Annotated in this window: 25 protein-coding genes; 13 read left to right on the plus strand and 12 right to left on the minus strand. The window is 70.1% G+C overall.

Annotated elements, in window-relative coordinates; translation table 11 throughout:
- Positions 1-714: 714 nt before the first annotated feature.
- A complete protein-coding gene (locus AC4IJH_RS23395; RefSeq protein WP_490853773.1) occupies positions 715-1,488 on the plus strand; it encodes a TetR/AcrR family transcriptional regulator in 774 nt (257 codons plus the stop codon).
- Here AC4IJH_RS23395 and AC4IJH_RS23400 read toward each other — a convergent pair.
- A complete protein-coding gene (locus tag AC4IJH_RS23400) occupies positions 1,479-1,931 on the minus strand; it encodes a GNAT family N-acetyltransferase (protein ID WP_490853774.1) in 453 nt (150 codons plus the stop codon). The two genes, AC4IJH_RS23395 and AC4IJH_RS23400, sit on opposite strands and share 10 nt — an antisense overlap.
- Positions 1,932-2,078: 147 nt before the next feature.
- On the minus strand, positions 2,079-2,546 hold the full coding sequence (locus AC4IJH_RS23405) for a MarR family winged helix-turn-helix transcriptional regulator (RefSeq protein WP_490853775.1): 468 nt from the start codon (positions 2,544-2,546) through the stop codon (positions 2,079-2,081).
- A 173-nt stretch (positions 2,547-2,719) separates the two neighbouring features.
- Here AC4IJH_RS23405 and AC4IJH_RS23410 point away from each other — a divergent pair, with 173 nt between their 5' ends.
- Positions 2,720-3,973, plus strand: coding sequence for an MFS transporter (locus AC4IJH_RS23410; RefSeq protein WP_490853776.1), 1,254 nt, complete (start codon positions 2,720-2,722; stop codon positions 3,971-3,973).
- A gap of 177 nt (positions 3,974-4,150) precedes the next feature.
- Positions 4,151-4,579, plus strand: coding sequence for a GlcG/HbpS family heme-binding protein (locus tag AC4IJH_RS23415; RefSeq protein ID WP_490853777.1), 429 nt, complete (start codon positions 4,151-4,153; stop codon positions 4,577-4,579).
- Positions 4,580-4,748: 169 nt separating this feature from the next.
- Here AC4IJH_RS23415 and AC4IJH_RS23420 read toward each other — a convergent pair whose 3' ends face one another.
- Positions 4,749-5,312 (minus strand): DUF2269 family protein, encoded by a 564-nt coding sequence (locus AC4IJH_RS23420; RefSeq protein ID WP_490853778.1) that lies wholly within the window; start codon positions 5,310-5,312, stop codon positions 4,749-4,751.
- 102 nt (positions 5,313-5,414) lie between these two features.
- Here AC4IJH_RS23420 and AC4IJH_RS23425 point away from each other — a divergent pair, with 102 nt between their 5' ends.
- The 3 genes from AC4IJH_RS23425 (at position 5,415) to AC4IJH_RS23435 (ending at position 9,189) form a co-directional block, all read left to right on the plus strand.
- Entirely contained in the window at positions 5,415-6,092 is a 678-nt protein-coding gene (locus AC4IJH_RS23425) for an HAD family hydrolase (protein WP_490853834.1), read from the plus strand.
- Between the two features lie 456 nt (positions 6,093-6,548).
- The gene (locus tag AC4IJH_RS23430; RefSeq protein ID WP_490853779.1) at positions 6,549-8,297 is read left to right on the plus strand and encodes a globin domain-containing protein; all 1,749 of its coding nucleotides are present in this window, start codon (positions 6,549-6,551) and stop codon (positions 8,295-8,297) included.
- Positions 8,298-8,442: 145 nt separating this feature from the next.
- Positions 8,443-9,189: a pyridoxamine 5'-phosphate oxidase family protein gene (locus AC4IJH_RS23435; RefSeq protein WP_490853835.1), complete on the plus strand. Its 747-nt coding sequence runs from the start codon at positions 8,443-8,445 to the stop codon at positions 9,187-9,189.
- 165 nt (positions 9,190-9,354) lie between these two features.
- Here the strand turns inward: AC4IJH_RS23435 and AC4IJH_RS23440 are convergent, their stop codons facing one another.
- From AC4IJH_RS23440 to AC4IJH_RS23460, 5 genes are all read right to left on the minus strand, one after another.
- The gene (locus AC4IJH_RS23440; RefSeq protein ID WP_490853780.1) at positions 9,355-9,834 is read right to left on the minus strand and encodes an NUDIX domain-containing protein; all 480 of its coding nucleotides are present in this window, start codon (positions 9,832-9,834) and stop codon (positions 9,355-9,357) included.
- Positions 9,835-9,917: 83 nt separating this feature from the next.
- Positions 9,918-10,814: a LysR family transcriptional regulator gene (locus tag AC4IJH_RS23445; RefSeq protein WP_490853781.1), complete on the minus strand. Its 897-nt coding sequence runs from the start codon at positions 10,812-10,814 to the stop codon at positions 9,918-9,920.
- A gap of 194 nt (positions 10,815-11,008) precedes the next feature.
- Positions 11,009-12,133, minus strand: a complete 1,125-nt coding sequence (locus tag AC4IJH_RS23450) for a cystathionine gamma-lyase (protein WP_490853782.1) — start codon at positions 12,131-12,133, stop codon at positions 11,009-11,011.
- Positions 12,130-12,630, minus strand: a complete 501-nt coding sequence (locus AC4IJH_RS23455) for a low molecular weight protein-tyrosine-phosphatase (RefSeq protein WP_490853836.1) — start codon at positions 12,628-12,630, stop codon at positions 12,130-12,132. The genes AC4IJH_RS23450 and AC4IJH_RS23455 overlap by 4 nt, the downstream gene beginning before the upstream one ends.
- 70 nt (positions 12,631-12,700) lie before the next feature.
- Complete coding sequence (locus tag AC4IJH_RS23460; RefSeq protein WP_490853783.1) at positions 12,701-13,081, minus strand: phage holin family protein; 381 nt, start codon at positions 13,079-13,081, stop codon at positions 12,701-12,703.
- 96 nt (positions 13,082-13,177) lie between these two features.
- Between AC4IJH_RS23460 and AC4IJH_RS23465 the strand changes: the two genes are divergently transcribed.
- The 4 genes from AC4IJH_RS23465 to AC4IJH_RS23480 all read left to right on the plus strand — a co-directional run bounded on the left by AC4IJH_RS23465 (position 13,178) and on the right by AC4IJH_RS23480 (position 15,620).
- Positions 13,178-13,495: a cupin domain-containing protein gene (locus AC4IJH_RS23465; RefSeq protein WP_490853784.1), complete on the plus strand. Its 318-nt coding sequence runs from the start codon at positions 13,178-13,180 to the stop codon at positions 13,493-13,495.
- Between the two features lie 166 nt (positions 13,496-13,661).
- On the plus strand, positions 13,662-13,886 hold the full coding sequence (locus tag AC4IJH_RS23470; protein WP_490853785.1) for a DUF5326 family protein: 225 nt from the start codon (positions 13,662-13,664) through the stop codon (positions 13,884-13,886).
- Between the two features lie 428 nt (positions 13,887-14,314).
- Complete coding sequence (locus AC4IJH_RS23475; protein WP_490853786.1) at positions 14,315-15,091, plus strand: IclR family transcriptional regulator; 777 nt, start codon at positions 14,315-14,317, stop codon at positions 15,089-15,091.
- Between the two features lie 103 nt (positions 15,092-15,194).
- Positions 15,195-15,620: an SsgA family sporulation/cell division regulator gene (locus AC4IJH_RS23480; RefSeq protein WP_490853787.1), complete on the plus strand. Its 426-nt coding sequence runs from the start codon at positions 15,195-15,197 to the stop codon at positions 15,618-15,620.
- A gap of 23 nt (positions 15,621-15,643) precedes the next feature.
- Here the strand turns inward: AC4IJH_RS23480 and AC4IJH_RS23485 are convergent, their stop codons facing one another.
- Positions 15,644-17,002: a YibE/F family protein gene (locus AC4IJH_RS23485; RefSeq protein WP_490853788.1), complete on the minus strand. Its 1,359-nt coding sequence runs from the start codon at positions 17,000-17,002 to the stop codon at positions 15,644-15,646.
- A gap of 200 nt (positions 17,003-17,202) precedes the next feature.
- Between AC4IJH_RS23485 and thiC the strand changes: the two genes are divergently transcribed.
- Complete coding sequence (gene thiC / locus AC4IJH_RS23490; protein WP_490853789.1) at positions 17,203-18,984, plus strand: phosphomethylpyrimidine synthase ThiC; 1,782 nt, start codon at positions 17,203-17,205, stop codon at positions 18,982-18,984.
- A gap of 132 nt (positions 18,985-19,116) precedes the next feature.
- On the opposite strand, the gene AC4IJH_RS23495 is transcribed toward thiC, so the two are convergent.
- From AC4IJH_RS23495 to AC4IJH_RS23505, 3 genes are all read right to left on the minus strand, one after another.
- Positions 19,117-20,025 (minus strand): MATE family efflux transporter, encoded by a 909-nt coding sequence (locus tag AC4IJH_RS23495; protein ID WP_490853790.1) that lies wholly within the window; start codon positions 20,023-20,025, stop codon positions 19,117-19,119.
- A gap of 205 nt (positions 20,026-20,230) precedes the next feature.
- Complete coding sequence (locus AC4IJH_RS23500) at positions 20,231-21,418, minus strand: metallophosphoesterase (RefSeq protein ID WP_490853837.1); 1,188 nt, start codon at positions 21,416-21,418, stop codon at positions 20,231-20,233.
- Between the two features lie 228 nt (positions 21,419-21,646).
- Entirely contained in the window at positions 21,647-22,747 is a 1,101-nt protein-coding gene (locus tag AC4IJH_RS23505; RefSeq protein WP_490853791.1) for a LacI family DNA-binding transcriptional regulator, read from the minus strand.
- Between the two features lie 383 nt (positions 22,748-23,130).
- On the opposite strand from AC4IJH_RS23505, the gene hisC reads away from it, so the two are divergent.
- A complete protein-coding gene (gene hisC, locus AC4IJH_RS23510) occupies positions 23,131-24,225 on the plus strand; it encodes a histidinol-phosphate transaminase (protein WP_490853792.1) in 1,095 nt (364 codons plus the stop codon).
- A 228-nt stretch (positions 24,226-24,453) separates the two neighbouring features.
- The gene (locus AC4IJH_RS23515; protein WP_490853793.1) at positions 24,454-25,962 is read left to right on the plus strand and encodes a cytochrome ubiquinol oxidase subunit I; all 1,509 of its coding nucleotides are present in this window, start codon (positions 24,454-24,456) and stop codon (positions 25,960-25,962) included.

Genomic DNA, 25,962 nt, shown 5'->3' on the forward strand with positions numbered 1-25,962 from the left:
GACAAACACGACCCCGTTTTGCGTGTGGGCTCGCGTGAAACGGGGTGGGGGCGGGCGATGTTTCACGTGAAACGAGGTGTGGAGCGGGGGAGTTCGGTGCTGCCCTGTGAGTTGTGCGGAGTGTCGGTCGGCGGGCCGGTCCTGCCTGGTCTCTGCGTACCGATAAGGCTTGGCAATTGGCCCTGCCGGGATTGCCGTTGTTCAAGATCTCTGCCGGAATGAGAGTGGAGAAGTCCCAAGGGGAGTCATCAACAAGGGAGTTGATCCCGGTGTCAGCAGTGGTGGAGGTCGCCCCTGAGGCGGCCGGTGCCGCGATGCTCTCCCCGCAGGTGCCGTCCGTCCTGCAGATCTCCTTCCAGGGGCGCGCACAAAGCCGGGCCTTTGCGGTCCTCGGTGCCACGGTCGGCCTTGCCTCGGCCGGGAGCAGGGGGTGGTGGCAGCCCGCTGACCGGCCCCCGGCTCCATGCCGCGCTCGCCCTGCTGCCGCTGCCGGCTCCAGCCGGATGTCGCAGGACATCGGGCCGGGGCGGGGCGCGCGGTGCTGCGTTTGCTCGCAGGGCGCCGGTCGGCCCCGTTTTCCGTGGATCTCGTGGCGCCGCCGCGCCCGTCGTTAACGATCTTGTTCAGGGGCTGCTCTAGAATCGGAATGAGCGACCCGGTTGAATGTGCGGAAGGACCGGCCCGGGTGTCGCGGATTTCGCAGGAGGCATACGCATGGTGGACGGCGGTTCGGGACCCTCGCGTGCGGATGCCCGGCGGAACAGGGCGCTGGTGTTGCAGGCGGCCCGATCCGCCTTTGAGGAACAGGGGTTGGGGGTTCCGCTCGGGGAGATCGCGCGCCGGGCCGGGGTGGGCGCGGGGACGGTGTACCGCCATTTCCCTTCCAAGGAAGCCCTGTTCAGAGCGACGGTCTCGGACCGGATCCAGCTGTTCACCGACACCGCAAGGGACTTGGCGGACGCCGAGGACGCCGGTGGGGTCTTCTTCCGCTTCCTGGCGTCGGTGGTGCGGCTGGCGGCGCGGAACAAGGCGCTGTGCGACGTGCTGGGCGCGGTGGGCGAAGGGGGATTCCAGCCCTCCGAGGGGGTCGAGCGGGCCTTCGGGGAAGCTCTTGAGGTCTTGCTGACGAGGGCTCAAGTGGCGGGCGAGGTACGGAAGGACGTCCGCTTCGACGATGTCAGGGTGCTGCTCGCCGGGTGTGTGGCCATGGAGCGGAACAGGTCGGGAGCGGGGGCGACGGTCGGGGTGCCGGGGCGGATGACGGCGCTGATGTGCGATGGGCTGCGTGCGGGGCGCAACGTAACGAAACTTCCGGATCGGGCGGCGGAACGTAACGAAACCCGCTGTGAGGTGTGCGGCGGGCCGGTCCCGGTGTCGGGGACGGGCCGGCCCGCGCGGTACTGCGGCGGAGCCTGTCGGCAGAAGGCGCACCGGGCCAGACGGCGGGCGCGCGGCGCGGACGGCTCCGCGGCCCGTACTCAGAGCTGAAGCTTGAAGCCCAGGTGGGAGGCGTCGAAGCCGAGGCGCTCGTAGAAGCGGTGCGCTTCCACGCGGGTCGCGTCGGAGGTGAGCTGCACCAACGAGCAGCCCAGCGTGCGGGATTCGGCGATCGCCCACTGTATGAGCTGGGTCCCCAGGCCGCTGCCGCGCTCGTCGGAGTGGACCCGTACGGCCTCGATGGTCGCGCGGGAGGCGCCGCGGTGCGAGAGGCCGGGGATGACGGTGAGCTGGAGGGTGCCCACCGTACGGGCGTCGCGTACGGCGACGATCAGGTGCTGGTGGGGGTCGGCGGCCAGCTTCTGGTAGGCCGCCCGGTACGGGGTCAGGTCGTCGGGGGACTCGCGGGTGGCGCCCAGGGCGTCGTCGGCCAGCATCGCCACGATGGCGGGGAGGTCGTCCTCGGTCGCACGGCGGAACTCGATATCGCTCATGAGCGCGACCTTATGCCGCGCCCCTGACGCGGGAGCGGTCCGGGCGACAGGGCGGGAACAGGCCGGAGGGCGGGCCGGAGAACGGATGAGCCCCGTCGAGGGCCCTGTGGCGGGCTCCCGGCGGGGCTCGCGAGGAGAAGAGCGGAGTTACGAGGCAGGGGCCAGGTTCTCGACGGCGGTCACCAGCGGCGCCAACTCCGGCCGCTTCGCCGCCTCTTCGAGCGCCTCGCGCAGGGCCCGGTCGTGCGTGGGACGGGCCTTTTCCAGCAGCTTGTACCCCGCGTCGGTGACATCGGTGTAGATGCCGCGCCGGTCGTCGGTGCACAGATAGCGGGAGAGCAGACCGCGCTCCTCCAGCCGGGTCACCAGGCGGGTGGTGGCGCTCTGGCTGAGCACGACGGAGTCCGCGACCTGGTGCATCCGCAGATGGCCGCCCGGACCGTCGTGCTGCTCGCTGAGCACGCTGATCACCGAGAACTCGCGGACGCTGAGGTTGTGCTCGGCCTGGAGGGCACGTTCGATGTGCGCCTCGAGGCGGCCGTGCAGTGCGGAGAGGGCGCACCAGCCCTGGGCTAGGCCGCGGGCGGGGTTCCGCTGCTGAGTCTGCTGCGTCATGGCAGCCCTCCTTACAGGTCCGTATGCGGGGCCGTACAGGTCCGTGCGGTCCAGGATAGGGCACGTTCGAAATATCCCGCGCTTGCATTTAGTCCGCGTCTGCAATTATTGTTTTCGCTCGTAAGGCTCGTAGGCAACCAGTTTCGCAGTCACTCAGCTTGAAGGGCCCTGTCATGCCTCTCGCACTCCTGGCGCTGGCCATCGGCGCTTTCGGCATCGGGATGACCGAGTTCGCCACCATGGGCCTGCTGCCCCAGATGGCGGCCGATTTCGGTGTCTCCATCCCCCTGGCCGGATACGCGACCACCCTCTACGCCCTGGGCGTCGTCGTGGGCGCGCCGCTGATGACCGCCGTCGGCACCCGGATGACCCGCAAGCAGATGCTCACGCTGCTGATGGGGCTGTTCATCGTGGGCAACGTGATCACGGCCCTCGCTCCCGCCTTCGGGCTGATGCTGGTGGGCCGGGTCGTCTCGTCCTTCACGCACGGGGCGTTCTTCGGCATCGGCGCGATCGTCGCCGCCGACCTCGTGGCACCCGCCAAGCGGGCCACCGCGATCTCCGTGATGTTCGCCGGTCTGACCTTCGCCAACGTCGTCGGCGTACCGGTCGGCACGCTGCTCGCCCAGCAGGTCAGCTGGCGGGCCACCTTCCTCGCCATCGCCGCGCTGGGCCTGGTCGGCATCGCCGGTATCGCCAAGCTCGTACCGGCCCAGCCCGGACCCGCCGCCTCCAGCATGCGCAGCGAACTCGCCGTCTTCCGCAACCCGCAGGTCGGCCTCGCCATGCTGATGACGGTCCTCGGCTTCGGCGGTGTCTTCGCGGCCAGCACCTACCTGGCGTCGATGATGACCGAGGTCGCCGGCTTCGCCCCGTCCTCCGTGATCTGGCTGACCATGGCCTTCGGTGGCGGACTGATGGTCGGCAACCTCTTCTCCGGCCGGCTCGCCGACCGCCGCCCGATGCCGATGCTGTTCATCTCGCTGATCGGACTCGCCCTCTCCCTGGGCGCGTTCACCTTCACCGCGCACCACAAGGTCGCCGCGATCATCACCATCGCGCTGGTCGGCGCCTTCGGTTTCGCGACCGTACCGCCGCTGCAGAAGCGCGTGATGGACAACGCCGCCTCCGCCCCCACGCTCGCCTCCGTCGGCAACATCGCGGCCTTCAACTTCGGCAACGCACTGGCCGCCTGGCTCGGTGGCATCGTCATCACGGCCGGTTTCGGCTACACCGCGCCCAACTGGGTCGGTGCGCTGATGACGCTCGGCGCCGTGGGCGTCGCGATCATCGCCGTGACCCTGGAGCGGCGCGGCGTGGGCACCGGCCACGGCCAGGTGGTCGCGGCCGGAGGACCGGGCCAGGAGCAGGCCGCGGTCACCGCGCAGGACCGCCCCCGGCAGGCCGTACGCGTCGAGCAGCACTGAGCCGTACGCCCCTGGGAAGTACCGAACGTCCGTGGAGACGGCCGCACGTGCGGCGGCACCCACCCCGTGCCCGCGGCCGTACTTCTCACAAAACCCGCCGCGCGGGCCCCTGCCGGGCAGGGCCCGCGGCCTCCGCACCGACCAGCACCGCCACACCGTTACAAGGAGCAGTACCCCATGAGCACGACCACCGCCGTCCGCACCCTGACCACCCACGACGCGGACACCCTCATCGAGGCCGCCCGCAGTGCCGCCGAGGGTCTGGGAGTGCGCGGCAGCATCACCGTCCTGGACGCGGGCGGCCATCTGCTGGGCTTCCGCCGCGACGACAGCGCGGTGCTGATCTCCGGTGAGACCAGCACCCGCAAGGCCTACACGGCCCTCCAGTTGGACGCGCCGACCGCCGAACTCGTCGACGCGGTACGCCCCGACGGCCTCTTCCACACCCTGCCGACCGCGCTGGACCGGCCGCTGCTGTTCATCGCGGGCGGGGTGCCGCTGCACCGCGACGGCCGGCTGATCGGCGCCATCGGCGTCGGGGGCGGGGCACCGGAGCAGGACCACCGGATCGCGACCGCCGCGATGGAGGCCGCTGGCCTGAACTGACGGGGGCCACTGCGGCGTCCCGCTGGAGGTGCGGTCGTGCACCTGCAGGACGGTGGGGACGGTCGCGCAGTTCCCCGCGCCTCCTATTGGGGCACGGGGAACTGGAGGCAGGTCGTCAACTGGCCTACTGGATCGATGGTTTCACGTGAAACGGCGCTCTCGATGGTCGTCAACTCACCGGTTGACGATGGCGGTTGATCGCCTTCGCCGCAGAAGAGGACGCCGACTTGGCCGTCGACTGTGCATGACGCAGTCGGCGGCCTCGTCGTGTCAGGCCCCAGGGCTTGAGCACCGAGATCACGGTGCAGAAGAGATACAGCGACAGCGCGACGGACGGCGCCATCACGAGGCTGAAGTCCGCTTCCGGACGCCCCGCCTCGACCGCGGCCGCGGCCCTGCCGATCTCCGGGCGCAGTGAGAAGACGGTGGCGCCCGCCGCGACGATCGTCAGCCACAGTTTGCTGCGTACCCAGTGGTAGCGGGCCAGTCCCCAAGGGGTGCCCAGGGACAGTACGACCCCGGAGACCACGGTCAGCAGGGCGATCGGCACGACCAGCCAGTCGATGAAGATCTTCATCGAGCGGTAGGCGGCCGCGACGGTCTCGGAGGAGCCGGTGGTGTAGGCGGTGAGGCCCAGCGCCAGCAGCCCGAGGGTCAGCCCGAGCCAGCCGACGGAGACGGTGACGTGGAGTGCGAGGGTGGCCCGGCGGACCGGGCGGGTGAGCTGCTGCATGACACTCACGGTGGCCCGCTGAGGTCCGTGGCGCGTCTGACGGCGGGAGTATCCCCTGGTACGCGTATCCGAGTACGGCCTAGGCTCGCGAGCATGAGCATCATGGGGACAACGCGGCCCGAGAGGGCAGAGGAAGCCGTGCGCTCCAAGGGGCGGCTGCACCTTTTCGACCTGGACGGGACGCTGATGTACGGGTCCGCCGCCGCCATCGAGATATCCCGGCAGCTGGGGCTGGAGCGCGAGATCGCCGAGCTGGAGCGGGCCTTCGTGGCGCGGGAGGTGGACCCGCCGCGCTATGCGCAACTGGCCGTGGAGCTGTGGAGCGAGCTGACCGATGCGCAGGTCGCGGCGGCCTTCGAGGGGGCGCCGTGGCTGGCCGGGATCCGGGAGGTGTGGGCGGACATCCGCGAGCGCGGGGAGCGCTGTGCGGTGATCTCGCTGTCGCCGCACTTCTTCGTCGAACGGCTGCTGGCGTGGGGCGCGGATGCCGCGTACGGATCGCGCTGGCCGGAGCTGCCCTTCCGCCAGCAGGTGGACCCGGCGGGCATTCTCTCCGCGGCGGCGAAGGTGCGCCTCGCGGACGAACTGTCCGCGAAATATGGGCTGACCAGGGACGATTGCGTCGCTTACGGGGATTCGATGTCCGACACCGAGCTGTTCTCGGTGCTTCGTGAGTCGGTCGCGGTGAATGCGGACCACCATGTCAGCGAACTGGCCTCATATGCGTACGCGGGGCGTGATCTGCGCGAGGCGTACGAACTGGTGCGGACCGGCCGGTAATTCCTGTCAATACGCCACGCATTCGCCGCGCGTGTGCAAAGAATTGGAGGGTGCGGGACGTTCGCCGTGCGCCGGTGATTTCGGTGGGGGTGTGCAGGTGTCGCGGATCAAGGGGTTGTGGTTTCAACTTCTGACGGTATGGTCGAGTCCCGTTCGACGGGGTGAGGGCGCCCGTGGGGGCGTACCAGGCATGCGGAGCCCGCCAGCCTAGCGGCGGCGAGGCGATCGGTACCCGGACTTCCGGCTATTTGTCCGGTGTGGTGGACCGGGGTGGCATGCTGCGGAGACGAGGGCCGCGCACAATGCGGCGAAACATGACACTTGTCCGCTTTGGAGGGTTTGCTCGGATCAACGGGGTGCGATGAAGAATTCCGATGCAGCGCGGGGGAATTCCGGGCACGTTCCGAACCACGGAAGTGCGTAGACGACCGAAAGACGCTCGAGGCGAGGCACACCATGGACGCTCCGACCACCACGACGGCCGATAACGGCTCTTCTGGCGGCAGTGGCGATTGGGGTTGGTTCACTCCGTCGAAGAAGTCCCCCGACGACTGCCCGGAGGGGCAGCATGAACCCGATGAGCAACAAGACGGTCAAACTCGGCGGGAACAGCACGACAAGAGCGAGCAGGGCGAGCGGGGCGAAATGGATGACCGGCACCGGATACCCGGCCGGCCGGTCAACCCGATAAGGCCCGTGGGCACCGCCGCCGAGCGCGGCCGCGATCCCGGGCCGGAAGCGACCGCGCCGGAAGCCCCCAGAAAGCCGGAAGCCCCCGCACCGCTGGAAGCCCCCGTACCGCAGGAAGCGCCACGGACCGCCGAGCCCGCACGGGCCGCCGGGCCGCCGCGTGCTCCCGAGCCGCCGCTCGTCACCGAGCCGCCGCGCGTCCCCGAGCCCCGCCAGGCCGCCGAGCCCGAGCCCGTGCACGAGCCGGTGCGGCGCCCGCTGCGGGAGGCGGCGCTGCCCGCGCCCGCCCAGTCCGCGCAGCCCGCCCCGTGGCCCGCCCGCCCGGCCAGGAGCGCGGGCACCGAGGCCGCCGCCTTGGCCGCGGATCTGCTGGACGCCTCCCCCGACACGGCCCTCATCCGCCGCACCATGGCCGAGATCGAGCCCATCTCCGACAAGGTGACGTCCTACTTCTACGCGCTGCTGTTCGTACGGCACCCCGATCTGCGTGCGCTCTTCCCGGCCGCCATGGACGCCCAGCGCGACCGCCTCTTCAGGGCGCTGCTCACCGCCGCCAAGCACGCCGACGACGCCGCGACCCTCACCGAGTACCTCTCCCACCTCGGCCGCGGCCACCGCAAGTACGGCACCCTGCCCGACCACTACCCGGCCGTCGGGGAGTGCCTGCTCAGCGCGCTGGCCCGCTATGCCCCCCGCACCTGGGGGCCGGAGGCGGAGGCGGCCTGGGTGCGCGCGTACACCACGATCTCCCAGATCATGATCGACGCGGCGGCCGAGAACGAGGCGGTGGCGCCCGCCTGGTGGCAGGCCGAGGTCGTCTCGCACGAGCTGCGCACGCCTGACATCGCTGTCGTGACCGTACGGCCCGACCAGCCCTACCCCTTTCTCGCCGGGCAGTACGCGAGCCTGGAGACCCCCTGGTGGCCGCGCGTGTGGCGGCACTACTCCTTCGCCTCGGCGCCGCGCTCGGACGGCCTGCTCTCCTTCCACGTCAAGGCGGTTCCGGCCGGCTGGGTCTCGGGCGCGCTGGTCCACCGGGCCCGCCCGGGCGATGTCATCCGCCTCGGCCCGCCCGCCGGATCGATGACCGTGGACCACAGCACCGACAACGGACTGCTGTGCCTGGGCGGCGGCACCGGCATCGCGCCGATCAAGGCGCTGGTCGAGGACGTGGCCGAGCGCGGCCACCGCCGTCCCGTCGAGGTCTTCTACGGAGCGCGCAGCGACCACGACCTGTACGACATCGACACCATGCTGCGGCTGGAGCAGGCCCATCCCTGGCTCGCCGTCCGCCCGGTCGTCGTGTACGGGGGGCCAGGCGGCCCCTTGAAGAGCCTGAGCGGCCAACTCCCCGACGCGGTACGGCAGTACGGGCCGTGGCGGGAGTACGACGCGTATCTGTCCGGGCCGCCCGGAATGATCCGCAGCAGTGTGGACGCACTGGTCGGGGTCGGCATGCCGTCCGACCGCATACGGCACGACTCCATAGAAGAACTGGTCGCGGCGGGAGATTGAGGTCTTGGCAGCAGAGACCGGACACATACAGGGCCAGTACGTACAGGACGGGCACACACAGGACGGGCACGTACAGAACCTTCAGGAACCGGAGCGGCAGGCGCCGGAGCGGCGGGTGCGTCCCGGCAGCGACGGCGAGCACGTGGTGCAGCGGCGCCTGGGCACGACCGAGCGCGCCGACCGCTTCTACGACGAGCAGGTGCTGGACCATCTCAACGTCCGTATGCGGGAGTTCGTGGCCCGCCAGGAGATGTTCTTCCTGGCCACGGCGGACCGCCACGGCGAGTGCGACTCGACCTTCCGGGCCGGCCCGCCCGGCTTCGTACAGGTGCTGGACGAGCGCACCCTGGCCTACCCCGAGTACCGCGGCAACGGCGTGATGGCCTCGGTCGGCAACATCTCGGAGAACCCCCGGCTGGGCATCCTGATGATCGACTTCACCCGGGACCGCATCGGCCTGCACATCAACGGCCACGCGCGCGTCGTGCGGGACGAGGAGATGCGCGCGCACCACCCCGGACTGCCCGTCGACCCGGTGCCCGGCCGCCGTGCCCAGCTGTGGGTCCAGGTGGGGATCGAGGAGGCCTACATCCACTGCGCCAAGCACATCCCGCATCTGCAGAAGGTCCCGGCGGGGCAGCGCGGCGACCGCGCCTGGGGGACGGACGACGTACGGCGCAAGGGCGGCGACTTCTTCGGGGCGGCGGCGCAGGCGGGCGAGCGCGCCGCGTACGGGGCGTCGGAGGGACAGCCGCGCGCTCAGCGGCCGCAGGCCCATCGGCAGCCGGATGTCCGCTCCGACTTCCGGGAGGCGGCGGAGCGGGTCCTCACCCGGGCACAGCAGCGGCGTCCGGCCGAGGAGGAGGCCGCCTTCCGGGGCTGGTTCGCCTGAGCCGCAGCGGGCCGGTCCGCAGCGGGCCGGTTCACAGCGGGCCGGTCCACAAGGGCCCGCCCGCCGTAGCCCGGCCCGCCGTGGGACCGCCCGCCACAGCCCGGCGCCTCAGAGGCTGTGCCCCGCCCAGCTTTGGCCGGATTCCGACGCACGCGGCGCGCCGGCTCAGCCCAGATCCGGCGCGTGCATGGCCCGTACGCCCTCGATGTTGCCGTCGAGGTAGTGCCGCAGCGAGAGCGGTACGACCTCGACCGAGGCGATCCCGACCCGGGTGAAGGGCACCCGCACGACTTCGTAGTGGCCGCAGGGCTCCTCGACCTCCGGGCCGTGGCGCCGGGACAGGTCCATGGAGTCCAGTCGGCAGACGAAGAAGTGCTGCACCTTCACGCCGTCCACCCCGCCGTCGCTGAAGTGCTCGACGGTGTCGACGAAGACCGGGACCACGTCGGTGACCTTGGCCCCCAGCTCCTCGTCCAGTTCGCGGTGCAGGGCCTCGATGACGGTGGCGTCCTCCGGCTCCACGCCACCGCCGGGAGTGATCCAGTACGGGTTGCGGTCGGGTTTGGTGCGCTTGATGAGAATGAGGTCGTCGCCGTCGAGAAGGATCGCGCGGGCGGTGCGTTTGACGACTGGCCGTACGGTCATACGGGACAGATGCCGCACTCGGCGCCTCACGAAACCCACGCGCCACGACGTGTCGGAATCACCGGACCGTCACGTACGCGCCCTCACCAGTCCACGGCCGCCCGCAGCAGCCACTCGTGGGTGCGCGCGATGTGCGGCAGCGCCAGGGTGCCGGTGCGTACGACGAGGAAGTACGTGCGCAGCGGCGGTACCGGCGGGTCCAGCAGGGCCACGACCTCGCCGGTGTCCAGCGCGGAGTCGCACAGATAGCGGGGCAGTACGGCCAGCCCGGCGCCCGCCGCCACACACGCCAGCACCGCCCGCAGGTCGCAGGCCACCACCGCGGCGGAGGTGGTGGGTTTGGCGTCGAAGACCGCGGCCCAATAGCGGGCGACCAGCGGCAGCGTCTCGTGCACCTCGACCAGGGGGACGGGGTCCAGCGCGGGTAACCCCCTGGCCTGCACGACCGCCGGGCCGCCGAGCCGCGCCGCCCAGCGGGGCGCGGCGATCAGCACATGCTCCTCGTCGCACAGCGGAGTGGCGGTGAGCAGGCCGCCGTGCGGGCGGGCGGTGGTGATGGCCAGGTCGTGGTGGCCCGCGGCGAGCCCGGAGAGCAGGTCCTCGGCGGGGCCGAAGGCGGTGCGTACGGCCAGCCCTTGGTCGATGAGGGGGGTGAGGGCGGGCAGCGCGCGCTCGGAGGTGAACTCGGGGGGACCGGCGAGGTGGAGGGTGTGGGAGACCGACTCCTCGTCCAGGCCGGCCTCGGTGATCTCGGTGAGGGCGTCCAGATGCGGGGCGATTTTGTGCGCGAGCTCGTCGCCGACTGTGGTGGGAGTGACGCCACGGGCCCTGCGCAAGAACAGAGGCTTGCCCAATTGGCGCTCCAATGACCGGATTTGACTGGTCACCGCGGGCTGCGAGAGGCCCAGCAGCGCCGCGGCACGGGTGAAGGAGCCGGCTCGGTGCACCGTGACGAACGTGCGCAGCAGCGCCAGATCCATCCGTACCCCTTCACGCCGGGATGCCTGGTCGAGGGACAACTATAAATTTGTCGATAGGACTGTGCCGCTAGCGTGATTGGACACTGACGCTGAGTCAACTAGCCTTGATTGTGCGGTTCGTTGCGCGTTGAACCGGGGCTGGCAGGGTAACGAGGGGGGATACCCTGCCAGCCCGCCTGACGTAGCCGCGCCACTCAGCCCTGGGCCGACGCCGCATCCAGGGCCCGCAGGACGTCCTCCACCAGGTCCTCCGGATCCTCGACGCCGACGGAGAAGCGGATGAAGCCCTCCGGCACGGCGTCGCCGCCCCAGCGTCCGCGCCGCTCGGCGGTGGACCGTACGCCCCCGAAGCTGGTCGCGTCGTCCACGAGCGTGAGCGCCGCCAGGAACCGCTCGGCGTGTGCCCGCCCGGGCAGCACGAAGGACACCACGCCCCCGAACTGCCGCAGCTGGCGGGCGGCGAGAGGGTAGGAGGGGTCGCCGGGCAGGCCGGGGTAGCGCAGCCCGCTGACCTCGTCCCGGCCGCTCAGGGCCTGGGCGAGCGTGAGCGCGGTGGCGGACTGCCGGCGTACCCGCAGGGCGAGGGTGGCCAGGGAGCGGTGGGCGAGCCAGGCCTCCATGGGGCCGGGGATCGCGCCGACGGTCTTGCGCCAGGTCCGTACGGACTGCGCCAGCGCCGCGTCGCCGGTGGCGGCGTAGCCCAGCAGGAGGTCGCCGTGGCCGGTCAGGGCCTTGGTGCCGCTGGCGACGGCGAAATCGGCGCCGAAGGACAGCGGGCGCAGCCCCAGCGGCGTGGCCAGGGTGTTGTCCATGGCCACCAGCGCCCCGCGGCGGTGGGCCTCCTCGACCAGGCGCGGGATGTCGCACATGTCCAGCCCCGGATTGGAGGGCGTCTCCAGCCACAACAGGCGGGCGCCGTCCAGGACTTCGAGCTGCCTGAGGCCCGCTGTGGGGGCCGTGCGCACTTCCACCCCGTAGCTCTCCAGGCGCTCGCGTACGGCCTTGAGGAGGTTGTAGCCGTCGCTGGGCAGGACGACCGCGTCCCCGGCGCGCAGCTGGGAGAAGAGCACGGCCGATATCGCGGCCATTCCGGAGGCGAAGGCGACGGCGTGGGCGGGGGCGCCGGGCGACTCCAGCTCGCCGAGGGCGGCCTCCAGCCCGCTCCAGGTGGGGTTGGTGTCGCGGCCGTAGGTGTACGGGCCCGTGGCCTCGCCGGGCAGGTGGTAGTGGGCGGCGAACACCGGCCCGGGGAGGGCGGGTTCATGGGCCTGGGGGGCCGGGAGCCCGGCTCGTACGGCCCGGGTGCTGTCACCTGTCATGTGCGCGTGGGCTCCTTCTCGCCGGCCTGGGCGCCGGCGTTCTGGTCGGCTGTGGCGCCGGTCTTCTCGCCGGTGAGCGCCGATCGCACCTCGGCCAGCAGCCCTTCGCTCGCCGCCTCCACCATCGTCAGACACTCCTCGAACCCGGCCTGCGTGCCGTAGTAGGGGTCGGGCACGTCCAGATCGGCGGGCCGGGCGGGGTCGTAGGAGCGCAGCAGGCGCACCTTGGCCGCGTCCTGCGGGGTGGGCGCCAGGCGGCGCAGCTCGTGCAGATGGCCGCTGTCCAGCGCGATCACCAGGTCCAGTTCGCCGAACCAGGAGGGCCGGAACTGCCGGGCGGTGTGGTGCTCGGTGTAGCCCGCCGCGTGCAGGACGGCGGTGGTGCGGCGGTCGGCTCCGTCGCCCTCGTGCCAGCCGTCGGTCCCGGCGCTGCCGGCCTCGACCAGGCCCTGGAGCCCGGCGTCGTGGATCTTCTCGCGGAAGACGGCCTCGGCCATGGGTGAGCGGCAGATGTTGCCCGTGCACACGAAGCAGATGCGGAAAGGGGCGTGGGGGGAGGACAAGAGGTCAGTCCTTCTCGTCGGGGAGGATCATGTGCATCGCCCAGGAGACGATCGAGATGATCAGGCCGCCCAGCACCGCCGTCCAGAAGCCCTCCACATGGAAGGCGAGGTCGAACCGGCCGGCCAGCCAGGAGGTCAGCAACAGCATCAAGGCGTTGATGACCAGCGTGATCAGGCCGAGGGTGAGGATGAACAGGGGGAAGGACAGCAGCTTCACCACGGGCTTGACGAGGAAGTTGACCAGCCCGAAGATCAGCGCGACGAGAATCAGGGTCAGCACCTTGCGGCCGGTGTTCTCACCGGTCAGCGTGATGTCGTTGAGAAGCCAAATGGCCACGGCAAGCGCCGCGGCATTGGCGATCGTCTTGACCAGAAAATTCTTCATGGTGTGATCGTCGCAGACCCGGCTGACACGACGGCCCGGCTGACACGGCGGTCGCACCAAGGGGCCGCGACGGTCTCATCAAGGGGCGTGGAGGACATGAAGGCATTTCGACTGGACGAGCTGGAGATCGAGCGGGCCGCCAACGACGGCGCGTATCTGCAGTTCCTGCGGGAGCGGAACATGTCCGTGGGGCTCTACGCCCTGGACGCCGGCGAAACGGACCCGCAGCAGCCGCACAACCAGGACGAGGTCTACGTCGTGGTCAGCGGGCGCGCCTCGATCACGGTGGACATGGAGACGACGCAGGTCGGGCGGGGCAGCGTGGTGTACGTTCCGGCCGGGGTGGCGCACCGCTTCCACCACATCAGCGAGGATCTGCGGGTCCTGGTGGTCTTCTCTCCGCCCGAAAGGTGAGTCCGGCCCCCTCGACCCGTAGGGGATCGTTCAGGGGAGGGCCGGGGCCGCGAGGCCCCCGATCCGCCGGCCGCCCGCCTAGCATCGAGGGTGTTGGGGGACGGGACACCGCATACGACGCGACGGAGCGCAGCACAGCGCACAGCGCAGAAAGCAGGGCAGAGCAATGGCTGGCAAGGGGATAGTCGCGGGACTTCCGTGGTGGGTGCTGTGGATCGTGGTGCCCGTGGTCGTGCTCGTGGTCTTCGGCGGACTGATCGCCACCGTGGTCGGCTGGCTGGCCTCGCTGCTCTTCAAGCTCCTGATCGCCGTCGCGCTGATCGCGGGTGTGGTGTACCTGATACGCCGCGTCACCGGCTCCTCCTCGTCCTCCTCGCGCAACGACTGGTGACCCCTGGCGCCCGTCGCCTCACCTGCCCGCACGCCCCGCTTCTCTCCAGGAGCGGGGCGCGCGGCATTGCGGGCCCGCCGGCCGGCGCGGGGACGGGCGCGCAGCCGTCCTCGGTACGGGGCACACGGCCCGGGCCTTCCGTGCGCCGCGCGTTCACCCGGTGCACTTGTGGCACTTCGTAACGTCACCCTCGGTCACGCGGTGCGCCAGGTGAGTTAACTCGCAAGCTAATCGGCTTACCGCCCCTGTGCCCCAAGTTAGAGTGCGGATCGCAGGCGTCTTCCGGATGGTGACGTTCCGGAAAATACCGAGTGAGCCGAGTCCGGGCCGGGCGTCGACGACGGGCCCCCTGGGAGACGCGGGCGCCGTGGGAGCTGGTCCCGCGGCCGGGGCCCAGTTGCCCCGGTGACCTGACCAGGGGGTTGGCGTTGGCAACGGTGAATGGTGAATCCGTTTCGCATCCCACCTTGATCGGATCGGTGCAGCGAGCGCTCCGCCTGCTGGAGGCGGTGGGCGCACACCCCGACGGGGCGCCCGCCAAACAGCTCGCCAGAGAGGCGGGGTTACCTCTGCCGACCACGTACCACCTGCTGCGGACGCTGACCCACGAGGGCTATCTGCGGCGCGAGAACGGCGTGTTCGTCTTCGGCGAGGCGGCCGACTCCATCGGCCGCGCCGGTGCGCAGCGCCAACAGCGCGCCAGGATCGCCGATGCGCTGTCCGCGGCGGGCAAACTCATCGGCGCCGCCGTCTACTTCGCGGTGTACCGCGAGGGTGAGATCGAGGTCGTGGCCGTCACCGACGACCCCGAGCGGCCGCCCGTTCAGGAGTGGGCGGACTTCCGTTCCACCGCGCACGCCCACGCGATCGGCCAGTGCCTGCTCGCCCAGCTCGACGAGCACTCCAGGAAGGACCACCTCGCGCGGTATCCGGTGCAATCCATCACGCCGTACTCCCTGCGGACCGAGGACGGTCTGCTGCACCGCCTGGATGCGGTGCGCCGCGCCCAAGTCGCCTACGAGCAGCAGGAATATGCCGTGGGCACAGTATGCTCGGCCATCCCGATCCAGGTCGGCTCGGCCGCCGCGACCCTGGCGATTTCTCTTCCCGCGGACGAGGCCGATCGACTGCGCTCCGTAACTGAACAACTACAGAGAATGGCGGAAGCGACGCTAACGACACTCGCTTTCTCTATCAGTATCTGAAAAATCACTCCTTGTGATCCGTGTGCACGTGACAGACGATGGCGTCAATGGAGCCACGGGGGATGATTCCTGGCCATCTCCGATCAACTACGGGCAGAGGTTGATGACCGACACAGTTCAGGCAGAAGTGATCATGAGCTTCCTGGTGTCAGAGGAGCTCTCGTTCCGGATCCCGGTGGAGCTGGAATTCGACCGCGCCGACCCCTACGCCGTCCGCTTCACCTTCGACCTCCCCGGCGATGTGCCGGTGACCTGGGTGTTCGGCAGGGAACTCCTGCTGGACGGGCTCAGCGGACCCGCCGGCGAGGGCGATGTCCGCATCGCGCCGTCCTCGGCCGAACACCTCAGCGACGTCTTCATCAGCCTCCAAGTCGGCCCCGAACGCGCCCTGTTCCGCGTCGCGGCGCCGCCCCTGGTGGCCTTCCTGGACCGTACGGACCGCCTGGTGCCGCTCGGTACGGAAGAGGTGTGCGGCACGCTGGAGGCCGAACTGGACCGCATCCTGGCCGAGGCCCAACGCGCGCGCTGAGCACGGGCCGCCGCGGCGAGCGGTCAGCGCTTGCGGCGCCGCCCGCGGCCCCCGCGCCGCGTACCTCCAACCGACGGTGCGGGAAGCGGACTTCGCGCGGCTCCGCCGGAGGCGGACGCGCCCTTGGTCCGGTCCGCGGAGACCACCAGCGCCGCCAGCAGCGTGGTCACGGGCACGGACGCCACCAGCCCGATGCTGCCCACCAGCGTACGGACGATCTCCTCGGCGACCACCTCGCTCGTGGCGACCGTACCGACACTGCTCTGTGCGATCGTGAACAGCAGGAGCAACGGGAGTGCCGCGCCCGCGTAGGCGAGCACGAGGGTGTTGACGACCGAGGCGATGTGATCGCGCCCGATCCGCATCGCCGCCTTGTAGAGCCGGCGCCAATTCGCCGACGGGTCCGCCTCCTTCAGCTCCCACACCGCCGCGGTCTGGGTGACCGTCACATCGTCGAGCACCCCCAGCGAGCCGATGATGATGCTCGCCAGCAGCAGCCCGCGGATCTCGATGCCGGGATACAGGCTGTGCACCAGGTTGGTGGTGTCGTCCGTGTTGCCGGTCAGCAGCGCCCAGCCGATGAACACCGAGCCCAGCAGGCCGATCAGCAGCAGTGAGACGAGCGTGCCGAGCACGGCCACCGAGGTGCGGGCGGTCAGGCCGTGGCACAGATACAGCGCGATCAGCATGATCGCGCTGCCGCCGACCACCGCGACCACCAAGGGGTTGGAGCCCTGGAGGATCGCCGGGAGGATGAACAGCGTCAGAACCAGGAAGCTGGCCACCAGCGCGACCAGGGCCAGCACGCCGCGCAGCCGTCCCACCGCGACCACCGCGAGCGCGAAGAGCGCGGCCAGCGCCCACATGGGGAAGGTCCGGTCCACGTCGGTGACCGCGTACTGAAGATCCCGGGGCGCCTTGGGAGAGTAGGCGACCACCACCTTCTGCCCGGCGGTGTAGTGGCGCGAGGCGTCGGGCGTGATGACGGTCTCGAAGACGTGGCCCTTGTCCGAGCCGGTGACGACCTCGATGGACGCGCGCTCGCAGTGGTCGCCGGGGCCCGCTCCCTGCGCCCCTGGGGGTTGCTGCTGCGAAGGTTGCTGAGGCTGCTGCGGCTGGGCGTGTACGTCCGCGCAGTTTACCTCCGCCACCTTGACGACCCTGGCCTGCTCGGTGGGCTGGTCGAAGCCGACGCCGGAGGGCTGATGGCCCGGTGCACCGCCCGGCCACAGCACGACCAGAGCGATGACGACCGCGGCGGCGAAGGGGATCAGCACCGCCGCGATGACCTTGCGGAGGTGCCGGGAGACGGGCGCTGCGGGCCCGTGGCCGTGCGCGTGGGAGTGGCCATGGGCGTGCTGAGGCGGCTCGGAGCTGGTCACCGACCGATCATCGCAAGAACTGCCAGGGCCCCCTGTTCACCGCGCCACATCGGCCGCTACCGTGGTGACACCTTTGCAATCGCGGGAGCTCGGAGCACCGGGCTGAGAGGGCGCTGACCTCCGTACACACACCGTACGGAAGCCGCTGCGTCGACCGCCGAACCTGTTACCGGGTAATGCCGGCGTAGGGAGTGGGTCTCATGACTCTGCAGGATGCACGCACGCCTGGAAACACCCAGGGCGAGCGGGAGATCGGCTGGCACAAGGGCTATGTCAGCGGATCGCGCCCGGACCTCCAGGTCCCGGTCCGCCGTGTGCACCTCACCAACGGCAAGGACGTGACGCTCTACGACACCTCCGGGCCGTACACCGACCCCCACATCGAAACCGATGTCCGCCGCGGCCTGGCGCCGCTGCGGGAGAACTGGATCATCGCGCGAGGAGACACCGAGGAGTACGCGGGCCGCCCGATGCGGCCGGAGGACGACGGCATCAAGCACACCTCGCCGCGCGGCGGGCTGAAGAACCTCGACGCGGTCTTCCCCGGCCGCCCGCGCCTGCCGCGCCGCGGCCGGGACGGCACGGCGGTCACCCAGCTCGCGTACGCGCGGCGCGGCGAGATCACCGCGGAGATGGAGTACGTCGCCCTCCGCGAGAACGTCACGCCCGAGTTCGTCCGCGAGGAGATCGCGGCGGGCCGCGCCGTACTGCCCTCCAACATCAACCACCCGGAGATCGAGCCGATGATCATCGGCAAGAACTTCCTGGTGAAGGTGAACGCCAACATCGGCAACTCCGCGGTCACCTCCTCCATCGAGGAGGAGGTGGAGAAGATGACCTGGGCCACCCGCTGGGGCGCCGACACGGTCATGGACCTCTCCACCGGCCGCAACATCCACACCACCCGCGAGTGGGTGCTGCGCAACTCCCCCGTCCCCATCGGCACGGTGCCGCTCTACCAGGCGCTGGAGAAGGTCGACGGCAAGGCCGAGGAGCTGACCTGGGAGATCTACAAGGACACCGTCATCGAGCAGGCCGAACAGGGCGTCGACTACATGACGGTGCACGCGGGCGTACTGCTGCGGTACGTGCCGCTGACCGCCCGCCGCAAGACCGGCATCGTCTCGCGCGGCGGCTCGATCATGGCGGCCTGGTGCCTGGCCCACCACAAGGAGTCCTTCCTGTACGAGAACTTCGAGGAGCTGTGCGAGATCCTCGCCTCGTACGACGTGACGTACTCCCTGGGCGACGGCCTGCGCCCCGGCTCCATCGCGGACGCCAACGACGAGGCGCAGTTCGCCGAGCTGCGCACGCTCGGTGAGCTGAACACCGTCGCCAAGCGGCACGGCGTCCAGACCATGATCGAGGGCCCGGGCCATGTCCCGATGCACAAGATCAAGGAGAACATCGACCTCCAGCAGGAGATCTGCGAGGAGGCCCCGTTCTACACCCTGGGCCCGCTGACCACGGACGTCGCGCCCGCCTACGACCACATCACCTCCGGCATCGGTGCCGCGATGATCGCCTGGTGGGGCACGGCCATGCTCTGCTACGTAACTCCCAAGGAGCACCTGGGACTTCCCGACCGCGACGACGTGAAGACCGGCGTCATCACGTACAAGATCGCGGCCCACGCGGCGGACCTGGCCAAGGGCCACCCCGGCGCCCAGGAGTGGGACGACGCCCTCTCCGACGCCCGCTTCGAGTTCCGCTGGGAGGACCAGTTCAACCTGGCCCTCGACCCGGACACGGCCCGCGCCTTCCACGACGAGACCCTCCCCGCCGAACCGGCCAAGACGGCGCACTTCTGCTCCATGTGCGGGCCGAAGTTCTGCTCGATGAAGATCTCCCAGGACATCCGCCGCGAACACGGCGGTGACCTGGGCGGTTTGACCGCAGCCGACGCCGAGGCCGGCATGGCGGAGAAGTCGAAGGAGTTCGCGGCGGCGGGGAACCGGGTGTATCTGCCGATCGCGGAGTGAGACGGCGACCTCCGGTCACCCTCTCGACGAGACCGGGCCCGAAGTGGCAATCAAGGGTTGCGACTTCGGGCTCGTTCCTTGTCAGCCGACGGACCCGCGCCCCGTCGCCGTGTCGGATGGTGCGGGGCCCGGCTAATCAGGGCGGTGATCCGGGCCCCCGTAGTCGGGGCTGGTGAAATCGGGGCTGGTGAAGCGCGGGCGGGGGGAGGCCGGGGGGCCGCCCTCGGGGCTGGTGAAGTCGGGGCGGGAGTAGCCCAGCGTCGGGATGCGGCTCTCGCCGTCCACGCCGCGCCGGCCCGTGTGCCGGGGCTCACGGACCGTACCGGATGCGGGGTCGCTCAGTGCCTCCCGCAGAAACGGGATCACCCCGCGCTCAAGAAGCGCGTGCCGCCACGCCTCACGGGCGCGGTCGACCTCCTGCGCCAACTCACCTCCCTTCGTGGCCCGCAGGGACGTCGATCCGTTGCGCAGGGCCGTGATGACCAGGCCCCCCATCGCGACGAGGATCGCCGCGGCGGTGAGTCCGGCGAAGACCCAGCCCACGCTGATCATGGGCTTGGCCACGGTCTGGTCGGGCCCCAGTCCGCGCAGGATGTAGCCGATGAGAAGGAAGATCACCGCGGAGATGCCGGCGAGTACGGGGACGAGGACCGCCAGCATGGCGGCCAGGCCCGCGCCCGTCGGCTCCGCCCCGCCGCTCACGGCGGCGACGAGTCCCTCTGCGGGACCGGTGCCCGGGGCATGGCGCTGTTCCTCGCCGTCCGTGCCGTCGTCCCCGTTTCCGTGCGCTGCGGAGGACGGGCCGGACGGGGAGCGCAGTTTCGCGCGGAGCTGTACGTAGCGTTCGTATTCGATCGTCGCGCATGCGGCGATCGCGGATGTGGCGCTGAGCGCCATGGTGCGCAACTGCTCGGTGTTGAGGCGCTTTCCCGCGGAGGCGAGATCCGGGCGGTATTCCGCGGTGCGCAGCGCCTCGTCGAGGATCCGCGCGAATTGCTCGCGGTCCTCGTTCAGCAGGTGCGGAGCGCTGTTCATGTGCATCCCCCGATGCTCCGTAGGGCCGTACGGGCCGGCATGTGCCGGGCAGATGGGCGGAAACGGAGGAGAGCCTGCTACGGATAGACCGATGGTAGAGCGCCTCCGGCACGGGGTGACAGGGTGTTTCCATAATTGGGCCCCGCTCGCGGCCGACCTCTGCCCCGCCCAGCTGTCCGCCGACCTGGTGGTACCCCTGCCCGAATAACGGTCAGTCAGTCAAGGGGAGCTGAACGACCAGCAGCTTTCCGGCCATGGTGACACCGCCGTCCATGGCGATGGCCAGCCCGTCGGCGTATACGTGCGGCCCGTCCACCGCGACGCCCTCGCCCTCGCCGTCCTCGGCGCCTACCTCTCCCAGCAGATACGGGATGGGGCTGTGGCCGTGGACGATGCGTTCGCCGCCGTAGGCGGCCAGCAGCTCGCGCACGGCCTGCGGGCCGGAGCCGTCGCGGAAGGCGAAGCGCTTGGTGAATTTGCGGAACAGGTCCCAGACCTCGTCGGCGTCACTGCGGTTGAGCACGTCGTGGACGCAGTCGTTGACGTCCTCGATGGTGTCGCCGTAATCGAGATAGGCGGTGGTGTCGGAGTGCAGCAGCAGGTGCCCGTCCTCCTCCACTACGGCGTCCAGGCGGGCCATCCACTGCAGGTGGTGGTCCTGCAGGCGGTCCATGTCGGTCTTCTGGCCGCCGTTGAGCAGCCAGGCGGCCTGGAAGGAGGCGGTGCCGGCGCCGGACTGCACGGGGGTGTCGCCGAAGCGCTTGGCCCCCAGCAGGAGGAGTTCGTGGTTGCCCATGAGGGCCTTGCAGTAGCCGCCGGCCGCCGCGGCCTCGGCGGACAGCTGCATGACGAGGTCGATGACGCCGATGCCGTCGGGCCCGCGGTCGGTGAAGTCGCCCAGGAACCACAGCCGGGAGCTGCCCGCCGACCAGTGGCCTTCCTCGTCGATGAGGCCCTCGGCGGCCAGCGCCTCGCGCAGCTCCTCGTAATAGCCGTGGACATCGCCGACGACGTAGAGCGGGCCCGGCCCCTCGGAGTCGGGGACGGCGGATTCCGGTACGGCGGAGAAGTCGACGGTGGGGTGGTCGACGGAGGCGTGCGCCAGGGAGGCGTGGTCGATGAGGGTGTCCGTGCGCTGGACCTCGCCGGGGGCGGAGTCCGTACGGGGTGCGCCCTCGGGGGCTTCGGCTCCGGTGACGCGCAGGGCGCGCTCGGTGGGGGGGTAGCCCTCGGGGGTACGGGCCGGGGGGACCCGGGGCATGGGCGGTGGGGTGAACGCCGGGGCGGGCGGAGCCCCGGCGGGCTGTCCGGGCGGCGGAGGGGACGCCGGAGGTTGTGCCGCCATGGTCCACACCATGGGTCCCTGACTGGCCCCCTGAGTCATCGACCCCTCCACCATCGCGCCGCCGTGCACCTCGCGGACCTTGCCTGGTCGACGGCGGTCCGTGGTGTCGTGCGCCCATCATAGGAATGCCGCTCGCGCGTTGTGACGCACCCGGGGGTGGTCAATCGAACGGTGCCCGGCGTTCGCTGCTGTTTTCTCCCGGGTTCGCCCCGTTTATCTCCGGGAAAGTCCAGCGCACAGGGCCCTCCGGCGCCCGTCAGTACTGCGTATGGACGGGGGCGCTCAGTCGCCGGACGGGCCGCGCGGGGGGCTGACGGTCGTGCGCGGGGACCTCCGTTGGGAGGAGGTGCGCACGATGAGGTCGGTCGGTATCACCTGCTCGACGGGGCGGCCGCTGTCCAGTCCTTCGATGGCGTCGATCAGGAGCTGGACGACGGCGGTGCCGATGCGGCGGGGCTTGAGGGACAGGGTGGTGATGGGCGGCTCGGTGGTGGCGTAGACATTGGATTCGCTGCAGCAGACCAGCAGCAGGTCCTCGGGGACGCGCAGGCCGTAGCGCCGGGCGGCGGCGAGCAGGTCGGTGCCGTTGGGGTCGAAGAGGCCGTAGACGGCGTCGGGGCGGTCGGGGCGGGCCAGCAGCCGGTCGGCGGCGACGGCTCCCGCGCACGGGTCGTGGGCGGGGTAGGACTCGTACACCGGGTCCTGGCCGACCCGCTCGCACCAGCGCAGATACGCGGTGGTGGACAGGCGGGTGTAGGTGTCGGTGGTGGTGCCGGTGAGCAGGCCGATGCGGCGGGCGCCGGCCTCGGCGAGGTGGTCCAGGAGTCCGAGGACGGCCGCCTCGTGGTCGTTGTCCACCCAGCCGGTCACCGGCAGCGAGCCGCCGGGGCGGCCGTCGGAGACGACGGGGATGCCGTGGCGGACCAGTTCGGTGACGACGGGGTCGCCGTCGGCGGGGTCGATGACGACCGTGCCGTCCAGGGCGACGTTGGACCAGACGTCGTGGCGGGAGGTGGCGGGGAGGATGACCAGGGCGTAGCCGCGTGCTAAGGCGGCGGAGGTGGCGGCCCTGGCCATCTCGGCGAAGTAGGCGAACTCGGTGAAGGTGAAAGGTTCATCCCCGTACGTCGTCACTGTCAGGCCGATGAGGCCCGACTTGCCGGTACGGAGGGTGCGGGCGGCGGCGGAAGGGCGGTAGCCCAACCGGTCGGCGACCTCGCGGACGTGGCGACGGGTGGCATCCGGAAGCCGGCCCTTGCCGTTGAGCGCGTCGGAGACAGTCGTGATGGATACACCGGCTGCGGCGGCCACGTCCCGGATGCCTGCCCGCCCCAGCCGGCGACCGGTCGACCGGCTCACCTGGTGCTTCCCTGCTGCTGTCATGGCGAGCCGATAGTAGGGCTCGGCCGGGGCTTTCGCGGGGCGTCGCGGGCGGCAGCGGAAAGGCACGTTTCTGCACGCCGGACTTCCGCCAATGACCTTGGAAACAAAGAGGGTTGTGCGGCCGGGCCGGTCTCTGATCGGTGATCGGTGAGACTTGCCTGTCGATTGGCCCAGGTCTCGAAGAGGTCTCAAGTCACCTTCACGGGTGATGCGCGCCACGGCGCGAGCCACCGGCGCATGGCAGGGCAAGGAGCGCTCCCCCGGGGCCGGGCGCGGGGCGGCCCCCGGCCGGGTCCCGTGCGGCCGGGGCCTACGCTCGGCCGGTCAATCCTCATAAGGTGTGCAGTATTGGAGACGGACGGGACGGTCGAGGAGGACCTGCGGTGAGCGAGAAGACCCCCAAACTGCGTGCTGCGCTGGACGGCATCCCCACCTACAAGCCGGGGAAGCCGGCGGCCGCGGACGGCCCGGTCGCCTACAAGCTGTCCTCCAACGAGAACCCCTATCCGCCGCTGCCGGGCGTCCTGGAGAGCGCGGTCACGGCCGCCGGGTCCTTCAACCGCTACCCGGACATGGCCTGTACGGGCCTGATGGCGGAGCTGGCCGAGCACTTCGGCGTCCCCGTGACGCACCTGGCCACGGGGACGGGATCGGTGGGTGTGGCCCAGCAGTTGATCCAGGCCACGGCCGGTCCGGGGGACGAAGTCATCTACGCCTGGCGGTCGTTCGAGGCGTACCCGATCATCACCCAGGTCTCCGGCGCCCGCTCCGTACAGGTCCCGCTGACCTCAGGGGATGTGCACGACCTGGACGCGATGCTCGCCGCTATTACGGACCGCACCCGGCTGATCTTCGTCTGCAACCCCAACAACCCCACCGGCACCGTCGTACGCCGTGCCGAACTGGAGGCGTTCCTGGACCGGGTGCCCTCGGACGTCCTGGTCGTGCTGGACGAGGCCTACCGGGAGTTCATCCGTGCCGCCGAAGGTGAAGGAGGTGGGGTGCCCGACGGCATCGAGCTGTACCGGGACCGCCCCAATGTGTGTGTGCTGCGCACCTTCTCCAAGGCCTACGGGCTGGCCGGGCTGCGGATCGGCTTCGCGGTGGCGCACGAGCCGGTGGCCGCCGCGCTGCGCAAGACGGCGGTGCCCTTCGGGGTGAGCCAGCTGGCCCAGGAGGCGGCGGTGGCCTCGCTGCGCAGCGAGGGCGCGCTGCTGGAGCGGGTGGACAAGCTGGTCGTGGACCGCGCCCGGGTCGTGGCGGGGCTGGAGGCGCAGGGCTGGACGGTGCCCGAGACGCAGGCGAACTTCGTGTGGCTGCGGCTGGGGGAGCGCACGGCCGACTTCGCGGCGGCGTGCGAGAAGGCCGGGGTGGTCGTGCGGCCGTTCCCGGGTGAGGGCGTGCGCGTCACGATCGGCGAGCCCGAGGCGATGGACCTGTTCCTGAAGGCGGCGGAGGCCTTCCGCAAGGAGCTGTAGCGCTGCCGCAGACCTCGTCAGGCGCCCGCACCGGCCACCGGTGCGGGCGCCTGTTTCTCTCTGCGTGACACCCATCACGCACCCCCCGTCAAGAGCGCCAATCGGCCATGCGCCATAATGCTTGTGAATGTGAACGCGTTCACAATCGTGTCCCCTTATGTCCCCCTTCCTATGTGACAAAAGGGGCAAACTGCCGTAATGAACGCGGCGACGTAAGGAGAGTCCGACGTGGAACTGGCGTTGGCGCCAGAGACTTTGGCGCGATGGCAATTCGGCATCACGACCGTCTACCACTACCTCTTCGTTCCCCTGACGATCTCCCTCGCCGCTCTGGTGGCAGGTCTGGAGACCGCGTGGGTACGGACGGGCAAGGAGAAGTACCTCAGGGCCACCAAGTTCTGGGGCAAGCTCTTCCTGATCAACATCGCGATGGGTGTCGTCACCGGCATCGTCCAGGAGTTCCAGTTCGGCATGAACTGGTCGGACTACTCGCGCTTCGTCGGTGACGTCTTCGGCGCCCCGCTCGCGTTCGAGGCGCTCATCGCCTTCTTCTTCGAGTCCACCTTCATCGGACTGTGGATCTTCGGCTGGGACAAGCTGCCGAAGAAGATCCACTGCTTCTGCATGTGGATGGTCTCCATCGGCACGATCCTGTCGGCCTACTTCATCCTCGCCGCCAACTCCTGGATGCAGCACCCCGTCGGCTACAAGTACAACGCCGCCAACGGGCGGGCCGAGCTCACCGACTTCTGGCAGGTGCTGACCCAGGACACCACCCTGGTCGTCGTCTTCCACACGCTGACCGCCGCCTTCCTGACCGGCGCGGCCTTCATGGTCGGCATCGCCGCGTACCACCTGATGCGCAAGAAGCATGTGAAGGTCATGAAGACCTCGCTGCGCCTCGGCCTGGTCACCATGGTCGTCGCGGGCCTGCTCACCGCCATCAGCGGTGACGAGCTGGGCAAGGTCATGTTCAAGCAGCAGCCGATGAAGATGGCCGCCGCCGAGGCGCTGTGGGACGGCGAGGCGCCCGCGCCCTTCTCCGTCTTCGCCTACGGGGACGTGGACAAGGGCCACAACAAGGTCGCCATCGAGATCCCCGGAATACTGTCCTTCCTCGCCCACAACGACTTCTCCTCCTTCGTCCCCGGCATCAACGACGTCAACAAGGCCGAGCAGGAGAAGTACGGGCCCGGCGACTACCGGCCCAACATCGCCGTCGCCTACTGGGGCTTCCGCTGGATGATCGGCTTCGGCATGGCGTCCTTCGCCATCGGAGTGGCCGGACTCTGGCTGACCCGGAAGAAGTTCTGGCTCTCACCCGGGCTGCGGACGGGGGAGGAGGAGCCACCCCATCTGGCGCTGACCAAGAACAGGAAACTGGGCGCGCGCCTGACCAAGTGGTACTGGTCGCTGGCCTTCGTCACCCTCGGCTTCCCGCTCATCGCCAACTCCTGGGGCTGGATCTTCACCGAGATGGGCCGGCAGCCCTGGGTCGTCTACGGCGTCCTGAAGACCTCCGCCGCCGTCTCCCCCGGCGTCTCCACCGGCGAGGTCATCACCTCGATGATCGTCTTCACCTCGCTGTACGCGATCCTCGCCGTCATCGAGGTCAAGCTGCTCGTCAAGTACGTCAAGGCCGGACCGCCGGAGCTGTCCGAGAACGACCTCAACCCGCCCACCAAGATCGGCGGCGACGACAAAGACGCCGACCGGCCGATGGCCTTCTCGTACTAG

It is taken from the genome of Streptomyces sp. UF-297, assembly GCF_058245575.1.